Annotated in this window: 17 protein-coding genes; 11 read left to right on the top strand and 6 right to left on the bottom strand. The window is 62.1% G+C overall.

The window, feature by feature from the left end; all coding sequences use genetic code 11:
* Nucleotides 1-26: 26 nt before the first annotated feature.
* The 5 genes from AC1Z3V_RS02225 to AC1Z3V_RS02245 all read left to right on the top strand — a co-directional run bounded on the left by AC1Z3V_RS02225 (nucleotide 27) and on the right by AC1Z3V_RS02245 (nucleotide 5748).
* A complete protein-coding gene (locus tag AC1Z3V_RS02225) occupies nucleotides 27-1148 on the top strand; it encodes a sn-glycerol-3-phosphate import ATP-binding protein UgpC (RefSeq protein ID WP_483496970.1) in 1122 nt (373 codons plus the stop codon).
* A 30-nt stretch (nucleotides 1149-1178) separates the two neighbouring features.
* On the top strand, nucleotides 1179-2093 hold the full coding sequence (locus AC1Z3V_RS02230) for a TIM barrel protein (RefSeq protein ID WP_483496971.1): 915 nt from the start codon (nucleotides 1179-1181) through the stop codon (nucleotides 2091-2093).
* 440 nt (nucleotides 2094-2533) lie between these two features.
* Complete coding sequence (locus AC1Z3V_RS02235) at nucleotides 2534-4105, top strand: AbgT family transporter (RefSeq protein WP_483496973.1); 1572 nt, start codon at nucleotides 2534-2536, stop codon at nucleotides 4103-4105.
* Nucleotides 4106-4111: 6 nt separating this feature from the next.
* Nucleotides 4112-4786: an iron-sulfur cluster-binding protein gene (locus tag AC1Z3V_RS02240; protein ID WP_483496975.1), complete on the top strand. Its 675-nt coding sequence runs from the start codon at nucleotides 4112-4114 to the stop codon at nucleotides 4784-4786.
* Between the two features lie 11 nt (nucleotides 4787-4797).
* On the top strand, nucleotides 4798-5748 hold the full coding sequence (locus AC1Z3V_RS02245) for a beta/alpha barrel domain-containing protein (protein WP_483496977.1): 951 nt from the start codon (nucleotides 4798-4800) through the stop codon (nucleotides 5746-5748).
* 148 nt (nucleotides 5749-5896) lie between these two features.
* Here AC1Z3V_RS02245 and AC1Z3V_RS02250 read toward each other — a convergent pair whose 3' ends face one another.
* The 5 genes from AC1Z3V_RS02250 to AC1Z3V_RS02270 form a co-directional block, all read right to left on the bottom strand.
* Nucleotides 5897-6637, bottom strand: a complete 741-nt coding sequence (locus AC1Z3V_RS02250; RefSeq protein WP_483499519.1) for an aspartate/glutamate racemase family protein — start codon at nucleotides 6635-6637, stop codon at nucleotides 5897-5899.
* The gene (locus tag AC1Z3V_RS02255; protein WP_483496978.1) at nucleotides 6637-7293 is read right to left on the bottom strand and encodes a flavin reductase family protein; all 657 of its coding nucleotides are present in this window, start codon (nucleotides 7291-7293) and stop codon (nucleotides 6637-6639) included. The genes AC1Z3V_RS02250 and AC1Z3V_RS02255 overlap by 1 nt, the downstream gene beginning before the upstream one ends.
* Nucleotides 7294-7894: 601 nt before the next feature.
* Nucleotides 7895-8608 carry a GntR family transcriptional regulator gene (locus AC1Z3V_RS02260; RefSeq protein ID WP_483496980.1) on the bottom strand — a complete coding sequence of 238 codons (714 nt, stop codon included), beginning with the start codon at nucleotides 8606-8608 and terminating at the stop codon, nucleotides 7895-7897.
* Between the two features lie 39 nt (nucleotides 8609-8647).
* A complete protein-coding gene (locus AC1Z3V_RS02265; protein ID WP_483496981.1) occupies nucleotides 8648-9844 on the bottom strand; it encodes an amidohydrolase in 1197 nt (398 codons plus the stop codon).
* A 26-nt stretch (nucleotides 9845-9870) separates the two neighbouring features.
* Nucleotides 9871-11247: an amidohydrolase family protein gene (locus tag AC1Z3V_RS02270; RefSeq protein WP_483496982.1), complete on the bottom strand. Its 1377-nt coding sequence runs from the start codon at nucleotides 11245-11247 to the stop codon at nucleotides 9871-9873.
* Nucleotides 11248-11412: 165 nt separating this feature from the next.
* Between AC1Z3V_RS02270 and AC1Z3V_RS02275 the strand changes: the two genes are divergently transcribed.
* From AC1Z3V_RS02275 to AC1Z3V_RS02300, 6 genes are all read left to right on the top strand, one after another.
* Complete coding sequence (locus tag AC1Z3V_RS02275; protein ID WP_429810311.1) at nucleotides 11413-12987, top strand: ABC transporter substrate-binding protein; 1575 nt, start codon at nucleotides 11413-11415, stop codon at nucleotides 12985-12987.
* A 162-nt stretch (nucleotides 12988-13149) separates the two neighbouring features.
* Complete coding sequence (locus AC1Z3V_RS02280; protein ID WP_483496984.1) at nucleotides 13150-14115, top strand: ABC transporter permease; 966 nt, start codon at nucleotides 13150-13152, stop codon at nucleotides 14113-14115.
* The gene (locus AC1Z3V_RS02285; protein ID WP_429810314.1) at nucleotides 14115-15011 is read left to right on the top strand and encodes an ABC transporter permease; all 897 of its coding nucleotides are present in this window, start codon (nucleotides 14115-14117) and stop codon (nucleotides 15009-15011) included. The genes AC1Z3V_RS02280 and AC1Z3V_RS02285 overlap by 1 nt, the downstream gene beginning before the upstream one ends.
* 1 nt (nucleotide 15012) lies before the next feature.
* A complete protein-coding gene (locus AC1Z3V_RS02290; protein ID WP_483496986.1) occupies nucleotides 15013-16725 on the top strand; it encodes a dipeptide ABC transporter ATP-binding protein in 1713 nt (570 codons plus the stop codon).
* A gap of 218 nt (nucleotides 16726-16943) precedes the next feature.
* The gene (locus AC1Z3V_RS02295; protein WP_483496988.1) at nucleotides 16944-18140 is read left to right on the top strand and encodes a cyanate transporter; all 1197 of its coding nucleotides are present in this window, start codon (nucleotides 16944-16946) and stop codon (nucleotides 18138-18140) included.
* A gap of 161 nt (nucleotides 18141-18301) precedes the next feature.
* Nucleotides 18302-19006, top strand: coding sequence for a GntR family transcriptional regulator (locus AC1Z3V_RS02300; protein WP_173515047.1), 705 nt, complete (start codon nucleotides 18302-18304; stop codon nucleotides 19004-19006).
* A gap of 180 nt (nucleotides 19007-19186) precedes the next feature.
* Here AC1Z3V_RS02300 and AC1Z3V_RS02305 read toward each other — a convergent pair whose 3' ends face one another.
* On the bottom strand, nucleotides 19187-20638 hold the full coding sequence (locus AC1Z3V_RS02305; RefSeq protein WP_483496990.1) for an amidohydrolase family protein: 1452 nt from the start codon (nucleotides 20636-20638) through the stop codon (nucleotides 19187-19189).
* Between the last annotated feature and the right edge of the window lie 91 nt (nucleotides 20639-20729).

Below are 20729 nucleotides of genomic sequence, written 5' to 3' on the forward strand. Positions count from 1 at the left end.
CAGAACAGACAGAGAGGTCCGCGCTCATGGCTGACATCACAATTCGCGCCGTTCGCAAATCCTACGGAAAGAACCCCACCCTGCATGGCATCGACCTCGCCTTCGCATCGGGAGAATTCGTCGTGATCCTCGGCCCGTCCGGCTGCGGAAAATCAACGCTTCTGCGGATGATCGCAGGGCTGGAGGAGATCACTTCCGGTGAGATCGCGATCAACGGGAAGGTTGTGAACAAGCTCGAGCCGCGCGAACGCGGCTGCGCCATGGTGTTCCAGAACTACGCCCTCTATCCCCATATGACCGTCGCAGGAAACATCGGCTACGCTCTCAAGGTGGCAGGCGTCCCAAAGGCGGAGCGCCTGCGCCGGATCGAGGAGACGGCGAAGATCGTCGGGCTTTCCGATTATCTCGATCGCAAGCCGGCAGCGCTTTCCGGTGGTCAGCGGCAGCGCGTCGCCATGGCGCGCGCGATCATTCGCGAACCGAACGTCTTTCTTTTCGATGAACCCCTGTCGAACCTGGACGCCAAGCTGCGCGTCACCATGCGGGCCGAGATCCGTAAGCTGCATCAGCGTCTCGCGGCAACGTCCATCTTCGTCACCCACGATCAGGTGGAAGCAATGACGCTGGCCGACAAGCTGGTCGTGATGAACAAGGGCGTGGTCGAACAGGTGGGCCAGCCGCTCGAGATCTACCATCGTCCGGCAAGCATCTTCGTTGCATCCTTCATCGGCTCGCCGGCGATGAACCTGTTCGATGCCACCGTCGACGTCGATAATGCCTGCCTCACATTCGGCGGCACGAAGATGGCGATCGACAGAGGCCTTGCCACGCGACTGGGCGCAAGGCAGATCACGGTCGGTATTCGCCCGGAACAATGTGTCGTTGCACCTGAGGGCGTGTCGCTAAAGGTGGATTTCATCGAGGAGCTCGGCTCCGGCCGTGTCATCCACTCGGAACTGAATGGCTCCCCTTTCGCCGCGAGCGTCGACGAGCATACGCGCGTGCGGCCCGGCGATCGGATCACCCTGGAACTGCCAGTGGCGCACCTGCATCTCTTCGACCGGGAGACCGGCCGACGGATCGAGATCGATCTGGCGCCGCGCGCCATCCGCAGCCCTGCCAGCCAAACGACACTCCAAGCAGTCTGATCACACTTGAAATAGTCAGGAGACACCGTGATGAACGATATCATTTCCGCCGTAGGGTTCTGCAACCGGACAGGCAAGGGCGATCTTTCGAGCCTTGATGCCTCGTTGCGTGAAGTTGCCGAGACGGGCGCCGACGCCTGTGAGATCGGAATCTACGGCGAAGAGATCGTCAGTGGTGGCCGCATCATCGAAGACCGCGTCCAGCGCGTCGCCGAGATCACCCAAAAGTACGCTTTCAACAAGCTTTCGCTTCACGGCCAGATCGTATCCAACTTCATGGATCGCCAGCACCATCATCTGCAGAAGAAGGTCGTAAGGGCGATGCTCGAACTGTGCGACCGGCTCGGCGCGGGGATCCTCGTGCATCATTCCGGCGCAGCGCAGCTTGCCGCCGGAGAAAACGCCGCGGATCTCGACAAGATGGAACGCGACGCCCTTGCAGAGATGGCGGAGATCGCAAAAGGCTACGGCGTCCGCATCGCGCTCGAGAACATCTTCACGACGGAAAGCGGCCAGTACCGGCAAACCCCGAGCCAGGTCGCAGAAACGGTGCGAGCGATCGGTTCCAGCAACGTCGTTGCGCTCATCGACTTCTCGCACGCCTATATCGAGGCCACGCATCGTGGGCTGGATTTCCGTGACGAGCTGCGGGCTATGGCCCCGGTGGCTGGCCACCTGCATGTGCATGACAGTTTCGGTCTGCCCTATTCCATGAACCGCTTCTATCATCCGGCGGAGGCAACGGCGCTCGGCATCGGCGACCTGCATCTGCCGATCGGCTGGGGCGACATTGCCTGGGACGACATCTTCTCCGAACTGACTTTCCTTCCGGATACGACGCTGATCATGGAAATCGGCGCCGAGCGCTTTGCCGATCAGCAACCGGCCTGCCTCGAGCGGGCAAGGCGCCTTGCCGCAGCGGTTGGACAGCGTTCCGCCGCGTGATGTTCCCGGTTGCTCCACCGTACACGCGGTGGAGCAACCGAATACACTCAACCGAAGCAGACCCTTCGGCCGCCCTGCGCCAAGACGGTCAACATCGGACGCGACCAAAGCCGCCCACTTCGTCCGAGATGGAATTGCTAGGCGAACACCATACCGGGACAACCAGCAAGGATTGCCTGTCAATCCGAGCATCTTCCCCAGCTCGATACGGCAAAACCGTTGCGGCAAGCGACCCCCGATCCCTCGCAGACCGACCTGGCTCAGCCCGATCCTTGACCTGGCCGCCTGGATCGCAGGCCATTAACATTCTCTTTTGCGCACAATAATTAGAATATATGTATGCAAAATTAGGCGGATCCTGTCGACATAACCTTCCCTTTCGCCGACACTTGCGAAATAACTTGGTCACCGAAGGCATTTCGAGGATGGGGTGGGACAGCATGGACGGGACGCTGGCACGGCGCGAGAGCAATTTATTCGACAGGCTCGAAGGCATCATCAACAGACTGCCCGAGCCCTTCACGCTGCTGCTGGCGCTGGCAGCACTGACGGCACTGGCATCTTTCCCATTGGCGCAAGCGGGCGTGTCGCTGGCTTTCTCGACGGTGGATCCGGCCACGGGCCAGGCCGTGGCGAAGACGGTCGCGATCGAGAACATCCTGACGGCCTCCTACTTTGCCAACCTGATCGTCGAATTCCCGAAGCTGCTGGTCGGCTTCCCACCGATTGCCCTGACGCTCGTCGTGATGATGGGCATTTCGGTTGCCGAGCATTCCGGCTTCCTCTCCTCGGTCATTCGCGGGCTTTTGCGGCGGGTGCCGAAGGTCGCGATCATCAGCGTCGTCTCGTTCGTGGCGATCAACGGCGACCTCTTCGGCGACGCGGCGATGTTCGTGCTGATGCCGCTTGCGGCGACGCTCTTCTACCAGATGGGGCTCAATCCCTGGCTCGGCATCATCCTGGTTTTCGTCGGCAACACCGCCGGATTTTCCGCTTCGCTCGTCATCAACCAGACGGACACGGTGCTCTCGGGCATCACCGCGAGCGTTCTGCCGCCGGAGGCGGCGGCGACCGTCTCGCCGATCATGAACTGGTATTTCAACGCGTTCAGCGCCTTCACCGCGACTGCGGCGATGCTGTTCATCACCTACTTCTTCGTTCCGTCGAAGCTCGCGCCGAACCGGGTGGGCGAACTGGAAATCGAAACGGAGGTCGTAGACGAAGCCGGCACCGGTCACGGCCGCGAAGGGCGGGGCCTTGTCGCAGCCGGCATCTTCACGGTGATCTATCTCGGCCTCATCCTCGCATCCCTCTTGCCGGAGGGCGGCGCACTGCGCGGCGAAGGCGGACAGATCGTGCCGAAGTCACCCTTCATGGGCGGTATCGTCGTTCTGATTTCGCTCTATTTCGCGCTGTCGGGCATTGCCTATGGCTGGGCGTCCGGTCGGCTGAAATCGCTCGGTGAGGCGGCGGAATGGATGAAGAACGGCATTTCGTCCATGTCCTATTTCCTGGTGGTTTCCGCGGCAGCGGTGATCTTCCTGAAGCTCTTCAACGACAGCCACATCGGCGAATATATCGGCAGCTACGGTGTTGTAATGCTGCAGGGCATGCAGGCGTCACCTGGGGTCGCGATCTTCCTCTTCCTGCTGCTTGTTTCGGTATCGAACCTCTTCATCATTTCCGGCAGCGTCCTGTGGATCATGTATGCGCCGATCTTCGTGCCGCTGATGCTGGCGCTCGGCTACAGTCCGGCCGCGACCCAGATGATCTACCGTATCGGCGATGCGCCGCTGAACGCGATCTGCCCGGTCAACCCCTTCCTGATCCTCGTGATCGGCCTGCTCAACAAGTGGCGGCCGAAGGGTACAGAGGCGGTAAAGGTCGGAACGCCGCTCATGCTGGCCATGCCCTATGCGCTCGCCATCCTCGCCGTTCTCGTGCTGCAGCTCGTCTTCTGGGTGCTGTGGGACCTGCCGCCCGGTCCCGGCGCAACGCTGATGGCACGGTGAACCGCGATGCGCTTGCTCAGTGAAACCAAGGTCGTCGCCTGCCATGAATTGCGGCGCGAGGGCGCGCGCCGTTGGTTGCGGCTGGAAATTTCCGGCCTTGCCCCGGTAAACCCCGGAGAGACCGTGCTCTTCTCCGAGGAGCGGCACAGCCCTCGCTGCCGGATCGCGACGGTCGAGACGTTTTCGGACGGCCATGCCGCGCTGGTCGCGAAGTTCGAGGCCGATGACCTCGTGCCAGCAGCAGGTGGCGGCCTGACGGTCTGGTCGAACGAAATCCCCGCCGTTTCTGTCGGAGCAGGTTCGCTCATCGTCACCACGCCTGCCTTCCTCTACCGTGTCGCGCCCTTCGAGCAGCGCGGGGCGACGGTGCTCGTCGAGGATGAAGGCGCGGACCTTTGGCAGGATTTGCGTCAGCGCGTAGAAGGCGGTCTCGCTTGGACCTCCATCTTTCTCGCGCTCGAACCGGCCCGACTTCAAGCCTTCGCCACCGAGTTCCCCGACGCCAACCCCTATCTCTTTGCCAATATGGACATGAGCTGCGGCATCGGGGCCTGCCGGAGCTGTCACGTGACGGTTTCGGACAACAAGGACGGCGAGGCGAGCTGTCGCGTCGGACCCTGGTTCGCGCTGAAGCGGGTCAACCTCGTGCGCCTGCAATTTGCCTCCGCCCCCTTCATTTGAGGATCGCCGCCATGGACCTTTCCGTAACCGTACCGATGGGCGCAGGCAGCGTGACCTTCAAGAACCCGGTCATGTCGGCTGCGGGCACCTTCGGCAACATCGTCGAGTATCTTGACGTCTTCGACATCACGCGGCTCGGTGGGGTCGTCGCGAACTCCTTCCTTCCCTGGCAGGGCGAGCCGAACCGTTGCCGCCGCTTTGCGCATACGGAGAGCGGCTATCTCTCCGCCTTCGGCATCAACAACATGACGCTCGATCGCTTCATTGCCGAGGTGCTGCCGCATCTCCCGGCGGAGGAGGTTCCGGTCTTCGTCAACATCAAGGCGCCGACGCGCGCGCAGCTCGTGGAAATGATCGGCGCCTGCGTTGACAGCGGCCGGATCGCCGGCGTCGAGGTCAACGGCAACTTCCCCTATGCCGGCCGTGACGAACCCTCCTACTGGGACAATACGCACGAGAACGAGGAGATGTTCCGCGCGCTTTCAGCCGCGGCTAAGGGCAAAGTGCTGCTATGGTCGAAGGCGGCCACGTCCGCAAAGATGGTCATCGAGGACTTCGTATCCGCCTCGGAGCGAGGCGGCGCGGATGGAACGGTGCTATTCAATGCCGTTCCCGGCGCGCGCATCGATATCGAACGGCGCACCTTCGCATGCGGTTCCACGGGCTTTGGCGGTTACTCCGGTTCTGGGGTAAAGCCCTTCGCGCTGTGGCGCTGCGTGCAGGCGGCGCGCATCGCCACACGTCCGGTGATTGGCTCGGGTGGGATCACCACGGCCGAGGATGTCGTTGAGTTCATCATGGCGGGCGCGCATCTCGTGCAGGTCGGCGCTGCCAGCATGAGCCGGCCCGATTATTTTCCTCGCCTGCTCGATGATCTCTATGCGCTTCTGGAGCGCCTCGGCGTGCGCTCGCTGGATGAAATCCGCGGATGTGCCCGAGCGGAGGCGTCCCCGGATACTTGAGCCGCAGGAGGGTAGAGCTTCGTCCACGCGGTGTGACACCACCCTCCCCGTAGAGCCTTTCACATCACGGCAAAGTATCGAGCTTCGATACCCGTGAGCTCGGCATGGTATTCCCTGTTCGTGCGGTCAGCGCCGGCGCGCGCGAATTCTAATGCGCCCGGGCAACTCCACGGGCCGTTACGACATCACCCGACTTGTCGCGAGGATAGGCGTAGGCGCCTGCCTTTGAGGTGCGGAAGCCGCCACTTGCCAATGCCTCGGCGAGCTTGACGGCGGCCACCACGCCATCGATGACCGGTACTCCGGCTTCGCGGGAAAGCCATTCGCACAGCTCCGCCATGCCGGCGCAACCGAGGACGATGGCATCGACGCCGTCCTCGCGTATCGCGATGCGCGCTTCGTCGAGGAGCTTCGCGCGCGCATTTTTCGGGTCGGCCTCGAGTGCCAGAACCGGCAGATCGACCGAACGCACGCGGCGGCAGCGTGAGGCCGCGCCATATTGCGCTACGAGATCTTCGATCACCGGCACCGACCTCGGCAATGTGGTGATCACCGCGAAGCGGGTTGCCACCGTCATGGCGACCTGCACCGCCGCCTGGCAGATACCGATGACCGGGCCGGTGGCCACCTCGCGCGCGGCCGCAAGACCAGGATCATCGAAGCAGGCGATCACATGCGCCGACGCACCCCGCTTCTCCGCCGCGCGGATCGCCGCCAGCATCGCCGGGACGGCCCTTGCCTCATCCGCATAGCCTTCGATCGAAGCCGGTGTGCCCATCGCAGTTTCGGCATCGATGACGAAGCCTTCCAATCGCACAGCTTCGGCCGCACGTACAATCTGATCGGTCATGGACGCTGTCGAGTTGGGATTGATGACGTGTATGCGGATCATCGCGTGGCCCTTTCCGGCCTGGGATTCACTTGTGCGTGCTCGAAGGGCAACAGGGCCTCCGGCTTCTTGAGCTCGAACTGCCGATCTGAGGTGATGTAGTTGTCGGCATGCAGCCGAGCGATCGGCTGATAGGTCTCGGGATTGGCATAGCGCCCCTGCGCATCAAGGCACCGGTCCTGGATATGCATGTGCACGACCCTGCCGATGACCAGCACACGCTTGTGATAATCGAGGATCTGCTCGACCCTGCATTCGAAGCTGCAGGGACTTTCGGCGATGCGGGCGGCGTCGATCTGCTCGCACGCTATCGGCGTCAGACGGGCGAAATCGAGCTCATCGACTTCTGAGGCGAAATTGACACCACAGACGATCATCGCGTCGGCGAGCGCCATGTCGACCATGTTGACGACGAATTCGCCGGTTCGTCGGATGTTCGCGACAGTATCCTTCTCGTCGCCATTGCCTCGGTTCTGGATCCCGAGCACGACCAATGGCGGTTCGTGGGAGAACACGTTGAAGAAGCTCATGGGCGCTGCATTGTTGTGTCCGGCTGGCGATCGCGTGCCAACAAGCGCGATGGGGCGGGGGCCGATGAAGTTGGTCAGCAGCCGATAGCGATCGGGAGGCGGAAGCGTGGTGAAATCTATATTCATGTCCGGATCTCCTGCTTGCCAGTTCAAGGAATTCATCGCGGCAGCGCGAAGACAGCACACCCCAACCGTCGACCCCATTGGGGAACGACGTCGGTGCACGGCCAAGCGCGGCCAAGAGCATTGATCGCTCGAGCACGCAGATACGGCCGGCCATCGGCATGTATCTTTCGGCAGGAACGATAGATTTTCACGAAAGCATCGCCGGCCCTCCGGCCGGCAACGGGTACATTGCGCGTGGAGCTCTCCCCGACAGCACCAATCGCCGATACAGAGCTATATTGTACCCATTATTCTGTCAATATAGTATCCCATTATTGCATACAATTACGCCATATAACTGCGAAAGAAATGGCCGTCCACCCGCACAAAGTAGACGGTCACCGGAAAGCGCCTAGGTTTACATGAAGAGAAATCAGCTTGTTACGACAATCAAGCGACATCTGGACACGCGTGGAGCGGGAAACGGCCCGGCTCCCTCGCACCGAGACACGGACTGCCTATTCCGATCTCTCCATTAACGAATTGCATACGATGCGCGCGAGCATGGTATTGGCATAATTGAGCACCCCGGCTCCAGCAGCGAGCCAGAGGGCGTTAGGGCCTAAAGACCTTCTTCTTTTGCGTAAGCGGCAAGGAGATTGGCCAAGTCGTCTTCATCTTTGCTTTTCAGCAGGGCTCGGACCGTTATGGCTTCGATGTGATGGCCCATCAAATCAAGTGCTTTTTCGCGGTCATTCCGCGCAAGGGCAGCAATCAGGGTGCGATGCTCGGATACGGCGCAATCGGAAGAATGAGGGCGTCCATAGAGTGAGAGTATCATAGACGAGCGCGAGACGAGTTCCGTGACGTATCGTGATAGGATCGCGTTCTCCGTCAGTCTTGCGAGCAGGACATGAAACTCGCCGGCGAGCTGAATCGACGCCGAAGGATCGCTGACCCTTGCCTTGTCCTCGGCATCGAGATGCGCTTCGAGCGCCTCGATCTTCGAAGGTGTCAGCCTGCCGATCAGGCTGTCAACGACCAACGTCTCCAGCGCTCGCCGCACAGCAAAAATGTTGTGTCCATCCTCGACACTGGGATGGCTCACGCAGGCGCCCCTGTTCGGACGCAATTCGATCAAGCCCTCACCGTTCAGGCGGGCGAGAGCTTGGCGGACAATCGTACGACTGACGCCGAGCCGTTCGCCGATCGAATCCTCCGGAAGCTTCATTCCCGCAGCGAACGCCTGATCGAGGATGGCGCGCTTCAAGATGCGATAGACCACGTCCGACTTGGGGACCGAGGGCTTTTGATTGCCGGCGCTGGGTTTGGGCATCATGACGATCCTGAAGACGGCGAGACGCGGATCATGCGATTATTCGATGGTCGGCAGGTCGCCAGCCAGTTCGCCGCCATTCACGAGCACGCGGCCGCGCCGGATGACGGTGCGCCTTTGGGGCGTCAGGGCGACGGCTTCCGCCAGCGTGCGCGCCGGTACCAGCACCAGATCACCGAAACAACCTTCGCAGAGGCCATAGCTGCCAAGCCCGATGCCTTCAGCGCCACCAAAAGTGCAGATGCGGGCAACATCCTCGAGATCGGCATCGTTGGCCATTGCGTTGCGTTGCGCCAGGTACTTCGCCCGCTCCAGCATGTCGCCGTTCCCGTACGGCTCCCAGGTTCCCTGAATGCCGTCGGAACCGGAGGCTACGATGAGACCGCTCCGGCGCATCAATCTTAGCGGCAATGTGGGCGCCGACGGACTCCCTACGGTCATGACCGCGATACGTTCCGCAGCCAGCCGGTCAATCAGCGCCGTTTGCCGGGAGGTATCGAGCGTGCCGAGGCAATAGGCATGGCTGACCATGACCCGCCCTTGCAACGACAAGGCGCGGGTACGTTCAACGATGAGTTCAAGGCAAAATGCTCCGAGGTCGCCGGGTTCGTGCAGGTGGATGTCGACCGGTTTTCCATGACGATCTGCAAGGGCGAAGATAGCATCGAGGTGGCGCACCGGATCGCGCTCGATGGAGGCAGGATCGATACCGCCAACTATGTCGGCACCGGCCTTCAAGGCCGCATCCATCAACTCGAGCGTGCCGGCGCGCGGCAGCATGCCACTTTGCGGAAAGGCTACGAGTTGCACGTCGACCAGATCGCGCAGCGCCTCGCGCGTTTCGAGCACGCCTTCGATATTGGCAATGCCGATCTCGGTGTCGACGTCGACATGGCTGCGAATGCTCAAAACGCCGAAGGCCAGCGTCTGCATGATTTGGCGGGCAGACTGCCGGCGGGCGTCGATGCCAAGCTCGCGCTTGGCGTTGCGATCGGCGAGGATCCGGTCATTGCGGGTCGGGCCGACCCGGTTCTCGAACCAGTCCATGCCGATGAGCGTCTTGTCGAGATGCGTGTGGGCCTCGACAAACCCTGGCAGCGCGATGTGTCCGGCCGCGTCGATCTCGACCGCAGCATGGACGCGGTCTGCCGCGACGAACCGACCGTCACGGATGAAAAGGTCTTCTGTGGACCCGCCGAAGGGACGGGCATTGCGGATGATTAGGTCTGCAGTCACCGTGAGATCCTCCTTATCCCCAATGCTTAGGTACGAGCGCTCAGCCCGGCGCGGGCCATGGCGAGATGAAAGGCACGCAAGGCGCGATCCAGTATTGCGTCTTCCTCCTGGGCCACGAGGCGCCGCCCGCGCATCAGAATTCGTCCACCGACAATGGTCGTATCCACGTCCGCCCCGTTGGCGAACCGCGCGAGGCGTTGCACCGGATCGTGTGGCGGCCAGAGATGCGGCTGACGCATGTTCATGAGCAGGATATCAGCGCGCTTGCCGGCCTCGAGCGAGCCGAGTTCATCCTCCATCATCAGGGCGCGCGCACCCTCGATCGTTGCCATCTCCAGCAGCCGCTGGGGCGGCAACACGGCGTCGTCCGCGAAATGACGCGCGTGGTAACGATGCGCCTGGAACAGGTTGCGAAACATGTCGAAGGGTCGATCGGGTGCCGCAGCATCGGTGCCGAGCGACACCGTTATGCCATCCTCCATCAGTTCCGGCGCCGGGCAACGGCCATAGACCGACATCAATGCACTAGGATTGTGTGCAACCTTGGCACCCGTCCGTTTGAGGACGGCGCGATCGGCCTCGGTGAGGTCTATGCAATGCGCAAGGAGCGATCGCTCGTCAAAGAGACCGAGACGCGCATCATTGGCGGCGATGGATCCATCGCGATGGCCGTCCTGGACCAGAAGGCCGCGTCTCTCACGCGCCCGATCACGGACCTTGCATGCGATCCTGTATACCGTTTCATCCCGCAGTTCTTGCTCGTCGAAAACGGGTAAAGAAAAGACCACCTGCAGGCGGTCGTCGTGCCCGGCCCAGGCGTCGACCAGCTCCGTGGCCACGTCAATTTGCCGGTCTGGGGAGACGACGATATCGTCGTGCGATGTCGACGAATAGTGACGATACACATGCCTTTGCCCGGGCCGGTTCGGCCCGACCGCCAGAACCTCCCGCACGCCCATGGCGGCAACCGAGGCAAGGTGGGCCTCCGCTGCCTCAGGCGCCTCACTGCGCATGATATCCGGGCCGCCGCCGAACAGCAGCGCCGCGGTCGTCGTGCCACACTTGATCCTCTCGGCCGCTGACAGCGCCGCCTCCGCCGCCCAGAATTCAGGATCGGTCGCGGTTGCGTAGATACGGCCGGTCACGGACATCCAATCCTCGGCCTCGTTGCCAAGCCCTTTCGTCAGCATATGTCCGGCATGGGCGTGCGTATCGATCAATCCGGGCATCGCGACCATACCGGCAGCGTCGATGCGCTCGGCCTGCCGTTCTCCGGCGAAGTCTTCCTCCCCCATGGCAGCGATGCGCCCATTCTCGATCAGAATATGGCCGCGCTCGATGATGCGCCGATCCGGGTCCATGGTGATGATCGTGGCATTTTCAATCAGTAGTGCGTTCGTCATGGCAGGTTCCCTCTCCGGCTGCTGGGTTCGGCGTTCTTTTTTGACAAAGCGGCGCCAAAACGACCTTCGCCATCTTGATCTTGTTCGCAGCAGATGTACACTATTTATAGGAACATTCGTATCCAATAGCAAAGACAATATGTATACGTTAAACGGGAGAAACCAGTGAAGACCTCTATAAAGACCCTCTTGGCAGGGCTCGCCCTGCTGGCGCCGCTGTCTGCGCCTGCATTTGCCGAAACGCTGCGCTGGGCCTCATCCGGCGATGTCATTTCCTACGACCCGAACGCCCAGGTCGACAGCTTCACCCAGAGCGTTCATCACATGGTTTTCGATCCGCTGGTGCGCCGTAACAAGGATCTGAAGCTGGAGCCGGCGCTGGCCACGTCCTGGGAAGTCATCGACCCCAAGCGCTGGCGCTTCAAGCTGCGCCAGGGCGTGAAATTTCATGAAGGCCAGCCCTTCAACGCCGACGATGTCGTGGCGACGATCCAGCGCCAGATCGACCCCGGCGCGCGCAACCGCGAGAACCTTTCCACCGTCGTCGGCGTCGAGAAGGTGGACGACTATACCGTCGACCTTATCCTGCGTGGCCCTTACCCGCTGCTCCTCAACGATCTTGCCGCCATCTACATCATGAGCAAGCCGTGGATGGAGGAGCATGACGCACTGAAGCCGGGCAATGCGTCCACCGGCGTCGTCACCTATGCCAGCAACCACGCCAACGGCACGGGCGCCTTCAAGCTGAAGAGCTACGAGCCGGACTCGCGCTCGGTCTTCGAAGTGAACAAGGAGTGGTGGGACAAGCCGCAGCATAATCTGGACGAGGTCGAATTCCGTCCGATCGCCTCCGACGCTACCCGCGTCGCGGCGCTGATGTCGGGTGAAGTCGACATGATTGCGCCGGTTCCCCTGCAGGACATCGACCGCATTGCGGCCACCGACGGCCTGAAGGTTGTCGAAAACCCGTCGCTTCGCACGATCTTCTTCGTATTCAGCTACCGGCCGGAACTGCATGCAACTCCAGGCCAACCCAATCCGCTGCGCGATGTGCGCGTGCGCCAGGCATTGTGGCAAGCGATCGACACCAACACGATCCAGAAGCGCCTGATGCGCGGCAAGTCCCGTACAGCCGGCATGCTGGTTGCACCGGCGGTGACCGGTTACGATGAAGACATCGATGTGCCTCTGCCTTACGATGTCGCCAAGGCCAAGGCGCTGCTCGCCGAGGCCGGCTATCCGGATGGCTTCAAGACAGGGCTCGCCTGCCCCAACGACCGTTATATCGCCGACGAACAGATCTGCCTTGCGGTCGCCTCCATGTGGGCGCAGATCGGGGTTCAGGCCAACGTGAGTGTCGAGAGCAAGACGACCTATTTCCCACGCACCGACAAGGGAGAGTTCGACATCTACCTTCTCGGCTGGGCCTCGCTACCGCCGATGGATGGCTTTAGCCCGCTGCAAGCGCTCCTGGCGACGAATGACGGCACCTTCGGCGGCAGCAACGCCGACGGACTTTCCAATCCCGAGATTGACAAGCTGGCCTATGCCGCTTCGGTGGAACTCGACGAAACCAAGCGCATCGAGGATCTGAAGCAGGCCTTCCGCATTACCCATGATCAGGTCCTCTACCTGCCGCTGCACCAGCAGCCGGTCGCCTGGGCGATGAGCAGCAAGGTCGACATGCCGCAGTTCCCGGACGAGTACGTGCGTCCGTGGTTCGCACAGATAAAGAAGTAGTCGGGATACTCCCAAGGCCAGTCCTGGCGAGCGAAAGCAAGCCGGGACTGGGCCGCAATCCGGGTCAGACCCTCCACAACCGGCGACGGCACGGAGGACGCGGGAGCGCACGACCCGGTGGCCGCCCCTTTGGGCAAGACCGCTCCCCGTAAGGACTATCCGATGATCAGACTCCTTTCAGTCAGGCTGCTTCAGGCCATCCTCGTGATGGTTGCGGTGACCGCCATCGCCTTCGTCATGTTTCGCTTCGTCGGCGATCCGGTCGCCTCAATGGTGCGCGAAGGCGCAACCCAGGCGGAAAAGGACGCCGTGCGCGTCGCCCTCGGCCTCGATAAGCCGGTCCTGGCTCAGTTCGTCAATTTCCTGGGCCAGGTGGTGACCGGCGATCTCGGCACAAGCTATCGCTACCAGCAGCCCGTGACGAGCCTGCTGCTCAGCCGCCTTCCTGCCACGCTGGAACTGGTAATCGTTGCCACCGTGCTGGCGCTGTCGCTCGGCATTCCGCTCGGGGTGCTCTGCGCGCTGAAGCCGCACGCCTTTTTCTCACGGCTGACCCAGTCCGCGACACTCGTCGGCATTTCCATGCCCACCTTCGTCACCGGCCTGCTGCTGATCCTGATTTTCGCGGTAAACCTGCGATGGCTGCCATCCTCAGGACGCGGAGATCTCGTCGATATCGGGCTCTGGCAGACCGGCTTCCTCTCGCTTTCAGGCCTGAAGTCATTGATCCTGCCGTCGATCACGCTGGCCTTGTTCCAGCTCACTCTGATCATGCGGTTGGTGCGCTCGGAGATGATCGACGTCTTGTCGTCCGATTACATCCGCTTCGCCTTCGCGCGCGGGCTGCCGCGAACCTATATCTATGGGCGGCTTGCCCTGCGGAACGCATTGATGCCGGTCGTCACGGTCACAGGACTGCAGATCGGCCAGCTCATCGCCTTCGCGATCGTCACCGAGACGGTGTTCCAATGGCCCGGCATGGGCCTGCTCTTCACCAATGCCGTCGGCTATCCTGACGTGCCGGTGTTGGCCGCCTACCTTCTCTTCGTCGGCTTCCTCTTCGTCATGATCAACATGGTCGTCGACATTCTCTACACCTTCATCGATCCGCGCCTGAGGACACGATAATGGCTACGCAATCCGTGATGCGCCGGCTTCCGCCGGTTTCCGTTATCATCGCCAGCCTGGTGCTCGTCATCATGCTGATCCTCGTCATCTTCGCACCGCTGATTGCGCCGATGGACCCGCGCGACGTCGCCTCCTACTCGCTGATGGACATGGAAATCCCGCCAGTGTTCATGGAGGGCGGCGATTCCCGCTTCCTGCTCGGCACGGACAACCAGGGACGCGACCTCGTCTCCGTCATCCTGTTCGGGCTGAGGATTTCCGTCGTCATCGGCCTCGGCGCCGTGGTCTTTGCAGCCATGCTTGGCGTCGTGCTTGGCCTTATTGCCGGCTTCTTCGGTGGCATGGTCGACGGCATCGTAATGCGCGTCGCAGACATATTCGTCAGTTTCCCGACCATCCTCGTTGCACTGCTCATCAGCGGTATCGCCCGCGCACAGCTTAGCGCCGATGCGATGCTTGCCTGGGCGCCGCTGGTGCTGATTTTCTCCATCGCCATCAACGAATGGGTCCAATACGCGCGAACCGTGCGGGCCTCGACCATGGTGGAGATCGCGCGAGACTATGTGCGCGCCGCCAAGGTCATCGGCCTGCCGTCGCCCCGCATCATGGCCCGCCACATCCTGCCGAACATCATGAGCTCGGTGATGGTCATCGCCACGATCAACCTCGCCGGCGCAATCCTGACGGAAGCGACGCTGTCCTTCCTCGGCGCGGGCATGCCGCCGACCTATCCTTCGCTCGGCACACTGATCCGCATCGGCAACCAGTTCCTGTTCTCCGGTCTCTGGTGGATCGCGGTGATGCCCGCGGCGGTGCTGGTCATCCTCGTGCTGGCCGTCAATGTGATCGGCGACTATCTGCGCGACCACTTCAACCCGAAACTGATGGCGAGATGAGATGACCGAAACAACGCGCCCCGTTCTCGACATTCGCAAGCTCCGTGTCGAGTATCCGTTGGCCAACGGCAACACGCTGACGGCCGTCAAAGACATCGATCTGACCATCCGCCCTGGAGAGATCCACGCCCTCGTCGGTGAATCCGGCGCCGGCAAGACCACTGTCGGCAACGCGCTGATGGGCCTCCTGCAGGCCCCCGGCAAGATCGCCGCCGGCTCGATCACCATCGCCGGCAAGGAAATCAACCTGCGCACCGGCCGTACCGAAGGCATCGTGCCCGGGCGCGATGTCGGCGCAATCTTCCAGGACCCGATGACGAGCCTCAATCCGCTCTTCACGGTGGAAAGCCAGCTCTGCGAAGGCATACTTACCCATCTGAAGCTCTCCTCCCGGGAAGCGAAGGCCCGGGCGCTGGAATTGATGAAGGCCGTCGGCATCCCGGAACCCGAACGCCGGCTCGGCAGCTATCCACACCAGCTTTCCGGCGGTCAGCGCCAGCGTGTGGTCATCGCCACGGCCCTCGCCTGTAATCCGCAGCTGATCGTTGCCGACGAGCCGACGACCGCGCTTGACGTCTCGGTGCAGGCGCAGATCCTCAAGCTCATTCGAGACCTTGCCGACGAGCGGGGCGTCGGCGTTCTGCTCGTCACGCACAATATGGGCGTTGTCGCCGAGATCGCCGACCGCGTCACCATCATGCAAAACGGTGCGGTCGTGGAAAGCGGCTCGACGCGCGAGGTGCTGACGGCACCGAAGGCACCTTACGCCCGTACGCTGATCGCGGCCGTGCCGCCAATTGATACGCGCCTCGATCGCCTGCCAGTGCCGAGCGAAGAAACGCAGGTGACCCTCGACGCGCGCGCCTCGGTGCGCCGCAAGAGTGCGAAGAGCGAGACAGGCAGCCGCGACGAAGTGGTGCTCTCCGTCCGCGACCTTGCCGTGGAATACGGCGGGCGTGGATTGCTTCGCAAGGCCTCGGTATTCAAGGCCGTCAGGGGCGTTTCATTCGATGTTCGGCGCGGCGAGATTTTCGGACTCGTCGGCGAATCCGGCTGCGGCAAGACGACCGTCGCCAACACCATCGCGGGTCTTGTCACGCAGAGTGCAGGTTCCATCGATTTTCAGGGCACGGCGCTCGGCGGCCGCCGTGAAAAATCGATTCGGCAGTCTCTGCAGATGGTCTTTCAGGATCCCTATTCGGCACTTAATCCGCGCCTGCGGATCAACGCCGCCATTGCGGAGCCAATCCTGTTCTACAAGCTGGCCTCCAATGCGCAGGAAGCCCGGCAGGACGCCAGAACCCTGCTTGAAGCGGTCGGCCTTCCCGCCGATGCCGGCGCGCGCTTCGCCCACGCCTTCTCCGGCGGCCAGCGCCAGCGCATCGCCATTGCCCGCGCGCTCGGACCGCGCCCGTCGCTGCTCATTTGCGACGAGCCGACTTCGGCGCTCGACGTCTCGGTGCAGGCGCAGCTCCTCAACCTGCTGAAGGATCTGCGGGATCTCGCCGGCCTCTCCATGCTGTTCATTAGCCACGACCTCGCCGTGATCCGTCAGATGTGCGACCGGGTCGCCGTGATGAAGGCCGGACAGATCGTCGAGCTCTCGGATACCGAAACTCTCTTCACCGCGCCGAAACACGAGTATACGCGCGAGCTCCTCCGCCTTGCTCCGTCCGTCGAGCGCATCATGGGGCGGGAGCTGGCTTCAGCCTAAGCCTGGAGGACAAAAGACCGATACTCCCTTCCTTGCGCTTCGCCGGCCTAAGCCGGCGCGCTCAGGGACCTGTCGCCAGCATCCTCATTCGCCCGCCGCTACCGCGGCTTGCGCCGCTCGCTTTTGTGTATTGCGCAATCGCCAACGATTGACGCGCCAGCGCCCAAATACCCCTTCGGGCCCCAAAATAAGAAGAAGACGTAAGGACATACCCAATCATGCCCAAATCATCAAAGCCCACGACGGGCCGTCAATGGATGCTGCTCATTGTCGTCGTACTGGTCGCCGTCAATCTGCGGCCATTTCTCACCGCGCCGGGGCCCGTGCTGTCCGAGATCGTCGCCGATACCGGCATGGGATATGGCAGCCTGGCCCTGCTGACATTGTTGCCGATGATGCTGATGGGTGTGGGTGCCTTCGTGTCTCCTTCTCTGCAGGCCTTGATCGGCACGCGGCGCGGCATTCTCATCGCCCTGTTTGTGCTGGCGGCCGGCTCACTGCTCCGTCTCGTCGCTCCGGGCGGTGCAGCATTGGTGATGACGGCTGCTCTTTGCGGCGCCGGCGTCGCTTTCATCCAGGCGGCTTTCCCCGGCATTATCAAGGCGGAATTTCCCCGCAGCATACCGGTGGTCACCGGCCTCTATTCCGCGGTTCTGATGGGTGGTGGAGCCTTGGGGGCGCGGCTGACGCCATTTCTCGTCAATCACGGTTTCGGCTGGCGCCCGGCCCTCGCCTGGCTCGCAGCGCCGGCGCTTGTTGCTCTCGGCGCCGCCTGGCTGATCCTGTCGAACTCACGCAGCGATCGCCCGGACAAGGCGCTCACCGTCCGGCTGCTCCGTCGGCCTCGAACGTGGACACTTATTCTCGCCTTCGGCCTGGTCAATGCGGGCTACTCTTCCGCCGTCGCCTGGCTCGCCTCCTATTATCAGTCCCTCGGCTGGAGCAGCGGAGACAGCGGCAATCTCGTGGCGCTGATGGCGATCTGTCAGGCGGTGGCGGCCCTCGCCCTGCCGATTTTGGCCCGCCGCAGCATCGATCGCCGCGCATTTCTGCGTTTGACGCTGGCGATGCAGGCGATCGGTTTTGCCGGTCTTGCGTTCCTGCCCCAGGCAACGCCGGCGATCTGGGTCGGCCTGTGCGGTGCCGGCCTTGGCAGCAGCTTCTCGTTGGCGATCGTCACCGCCCTCGATCACCTGCCACGGCCGGAAGAGGCCGGCGTGCTGGTGGCATTGATGCAGGGCGGTGGTTTCCTGATCGCGTCTCTCGGCCCATTTGCCACGGCATATCTGCACGATGTCAGTGGCAGCTTCGCCCCTGGCTGGACGCTGCACCTTGCCTGCGTCGTCAGCGTGTTTTTTCTCTACATGCGCTTCAACCCATCACGCTACGCGCAGGCCATGCAGTCACCCATCTAAGCGACGTTTTGCTCTCCGCGCTCGGACAGTCGACGAGACTTTTCGGGCGGCGGCTCTTGCGGTTGCGCGAATACGGATGGCAGGCGAGACCAATTCACTAGACATCCCGCCGTTTTGTATGCAATTCGAAGAGATAATTGCGACGGCGCGGAGTAACCACTATGGCAAAGAAAGAGAACGAAACGGGCGGTGGCCGCGCTCAGGCCGTTCATCGCGTCCTAAAACGGGCAATCCTTGATCAGGCGCTGTCTCCGGGATCGAAGCTGCCGGAAGACTCGATCGGCGAAAGGCTGGGGGTCAGCAGAACCCTGGTGCGCGAGGCGCTGGTTCGCCTTAGCGAGGAAGGGTTGGTGGAGCTCAGGCCAAACAGGGGAGCGGTGGTCGCGCGGCCGACCCTTGAGGAAGGGCGCAATCTATTCCTTACCCGAATGGCGTTGGAACGTCTTGTGGTGGAGACGCTTTCCGGAAAATTGACGCAAGAGCAAATTGGCATTCTCTCGTCTCATATTGAAGCCGAGGAAGCCGCGAAGAAGGAGCGCGCTCAATCGATCCGGCTGGCGGGCGAATTCCATACGCTCCTTGCTCAGATGACGAACAACGCCAGCCTCATTCGCTACGTGAACGAACTGGTCGCCCGCAGTTCCCTGATCCTTGCGCTCTATGGCCGGCCGCATTCTTCGGAATGCGCCGTATCGGAGCACCAGGAGCTTCTGGACAAATTGATCGCCGGCAAGACCGACGAGGCGGCGGCCCTCATGGCACATCACCTCGACTCGGTGACGACGCGTGCGCTGCTTCCGACCGACGGGGACAGAAACATCAAGGAGGTGCTCTCCGCCTACGCTGTGGCGGAGGGTCTTGCCTAGGCGAAGCGCGGCGCTCCCCGGAGGATATCCGGGAGCCCTGTGCGACAGTCGGCGCGCGAGCCTTTCCTCGGACATCCGCGCGACGGGCCCCTGGCCCACTTCGTCGATCGGCAGAGCAGGCGCTGCCCGGCTCCGCGATGACGAACGTCGAAGTGGCCACAGGCAAACCCTTTAGCTTTATCAGGCCTCGCCGACTCCGCCCGACACCAGACGTCCCTTACGGAATGTCGCGGTCCTCGCCGGCACGCGGGCCACAGCCTCTGCCGAGCAGCTCGCCCCGACAAGCGTGAATGAGGCCTCATCGCCGACATTTGGCCAGGCCCGCTTGCCCTCGTTGTCGAGGGGCAGAATGCCGCCGGTGGCGATGGACAGGGACCGCGAGAGCCGGAATTCGTCCGACCCACGATAAAGCTGCGCGTAGAGATACGCCTTTTCCAACATGTCCCCGCTGCCGAATGGCGACCAGTGGTCGATGACGCTATCGGTTCCGGTCATGACGAAGACACCCTTCTCAGACAGTTGCGGCAAGGGCATCATCAGCGCTCCGATCGGCACCGTCGAGGCAATCGAGATCTTCTGTTCCGCCAGGCGCGAGGCTGTCTCCTCCAGGGCCTCCGGAGCAAGTGTGGTCAATGCGAAGGCGTGGCTGATCGTGACTTTTCCGCGCAGAGCGGGATTCTTCTCAACGGTATCGATCATGTAATTGACCGCGGCAACACCAGCAGGGCTCGTTTCGTGCAGATGAATGTCCACCCCCTTGCCGTTGTCCAGCGCGATCTGGAACATCGCATCGAGTGATTTTTCCATGGCGCCGTCGACATTCGTCGGGTCCAGGCCACCGACATACTGAACACCCATCTGCATCGCTTCACGCATCAGGCCGTCGACCTTGGAGTGAAGCAGGCCGTGCTGTGGGAAGGCGACGATCTCGCACACGAAATCGTCACGATGGTTCTCCAAGGCCTGTTGCAGGTGCTCGAGGCTCTTGAGGCCACTCACCGGGTCGATGTTGCAATGGCTGCGCGCGACGGTTGTTCCCTTGGACTGCAAGAGGGCGATCAGCCCCTCGGCCCGCTCTCGTGAGGTCGGCAGCAACTGAGGAAGCAGCTTCTCCTCGAGCGCGATCATATCCATGATGGTTTTGCCCTGACGCGGCCGCGGCGCCTGCCAAGGGCCGCCATAGAACGTCTTGTCCAGATGGATGTGCATGTCGCGCATCGCCGGCAACAGAAGCTGGCCATGAGCCTGATACTGCGGCACACCTTCGGGCAAGGTCGCCTTTTCCGGATGCAAGGCGACAATCGCGCCGTCCTTGATCTCCAACGCGTAGAGCGCAGTCCGCGTGGCGACGACGATATCGCCGTCGTGCTCAAACCCCTCCTCCAACCGCACGCCGGTCAAAACGTAGTGGCGATCCGCGAGCGTCTTGGTATTCGTCTCACCGGTGCTGTCGCCGGCGCCGGCCGATGCCTCGCGAACCGCTCCGCAAGCAAAGCCAGCGACAGCGCAAGCGGTGGTGAGCGTCCCGGTTCGGCTGAGAAAGGTCCTGCGGCTTTGCGGTAGCATCTGTTCCAACATCATTGCCTCATCATGGATAGTTATTCGGGTCGGCAATCTACCGAACAGCGTCACGGCATGGCAGCGACATTTGCCAATGCTGGCTATTCGATTTGCCAATGCATGCGGGCAGCTTCGTAGTGATTGCAAATGACGGGAGGGCGGA

The organism is Ensifer sp. 38_S197 (assembly GCF_056924495.1).

Excerpts from the sequence above, each read along its gene's own strand:
- AC1Z3V_RS02225 (WP_483496970.1), top strand. The coding sequence starts at position 27 with ATGGCTGACATCACAATTCGCGCCGTTCGCAAATCCTACGGAAAGAAC.
- AC1Z3V_RS02230 (WP_483496971.1), top strand. The coding sequence starts at position 1,179 with ATGAACGATATCATTTCCGCCGTAGGGTTCTGCAACCGGACAGGCAAG.
- AC1Z3V_RS02235 (WP_483496973.1), top strand. The coding sequence starts at position 2,534 with ATGGACGGGACGCTGGCACGGCGCGAGAGCAATTTATTCGACAGGCTC.
- AC1Z3V_RS02240 (WP_483496975.1), top strand. The coding sequence starts at position 4,112 with ATGCGCTTGCTCAGTGAAACCAAGGTCGTCGCCTGCCATGAATTGCGG.
- AC1Z3V_RS02245 (WP_483496977.1), top strand. The coding sequence starts at position 4,798 with ATGGACCTTTCCGTAACCGTACCGATGGGCGCAGGCAGCGTGACCTTC.
- AC1Z3V_RS02255 (WP_483496978.1), bottom strand. The coding sequence starts at position 7,293 with ATGAATATAGATTTCACCACGCTTCCGCCTCCCGATCGCTATCGGCTG.
- AC1Z3V_RS02260 (WP_483496980.1), bottom strand. The coding sequence starts at position 8,608 with ATGCCCAAACCCAGCGCCGGCAATCAAAAGCCCTCGGTCCCCAAGTCG.
- AC1Z3V_RS02270 (WP_483496982.1), bottom strand. The coding sequence starts at position 11,247 with ATGACGAACGCACTACTGATTGAAAATGCCACGATCATCACCATGGAC.
- AC1Z3V_RS02280 (WP_483496984.1), top strand. The coding sequence starts at position 13,150 with ATGATCAGACTCCTTTCAGTCAGGCTGCTTCAGGCCATCCTCGTGATG.
- AC1Z3V_RS02285 (WP_429810314.1), top strand. The coding sequence starts at position 14,115 with ATGGCTACGCAATCCGTGATGCGCCGGCTTCCGCCGGTTTCCGTTATC.
- AC1Z3V_RS02290 (WP_483496986.1), top strand. The coding sequence starts at position 15,013 with ATGACCGAAACAACGCGCCCCGTTCTCGACATTCGCAAGCTCCGTGTC.
- AC1Z3V_RS02295 (WP_483496988.1), top strand. The coding sequence starts at position 16,944 with ATGCCCAAATCATCAAAGCCCACGACGGGCCGTCAATGGATGCTGCTC.
- AC1Z3V_RS02300 (WP_173515047.1), top strand. The coding sequence starts at position 18,302 with ATGGCAAAGAAAGAGAACGAAACGGGCGGTGGCCGCGCTCAGGCCGTT.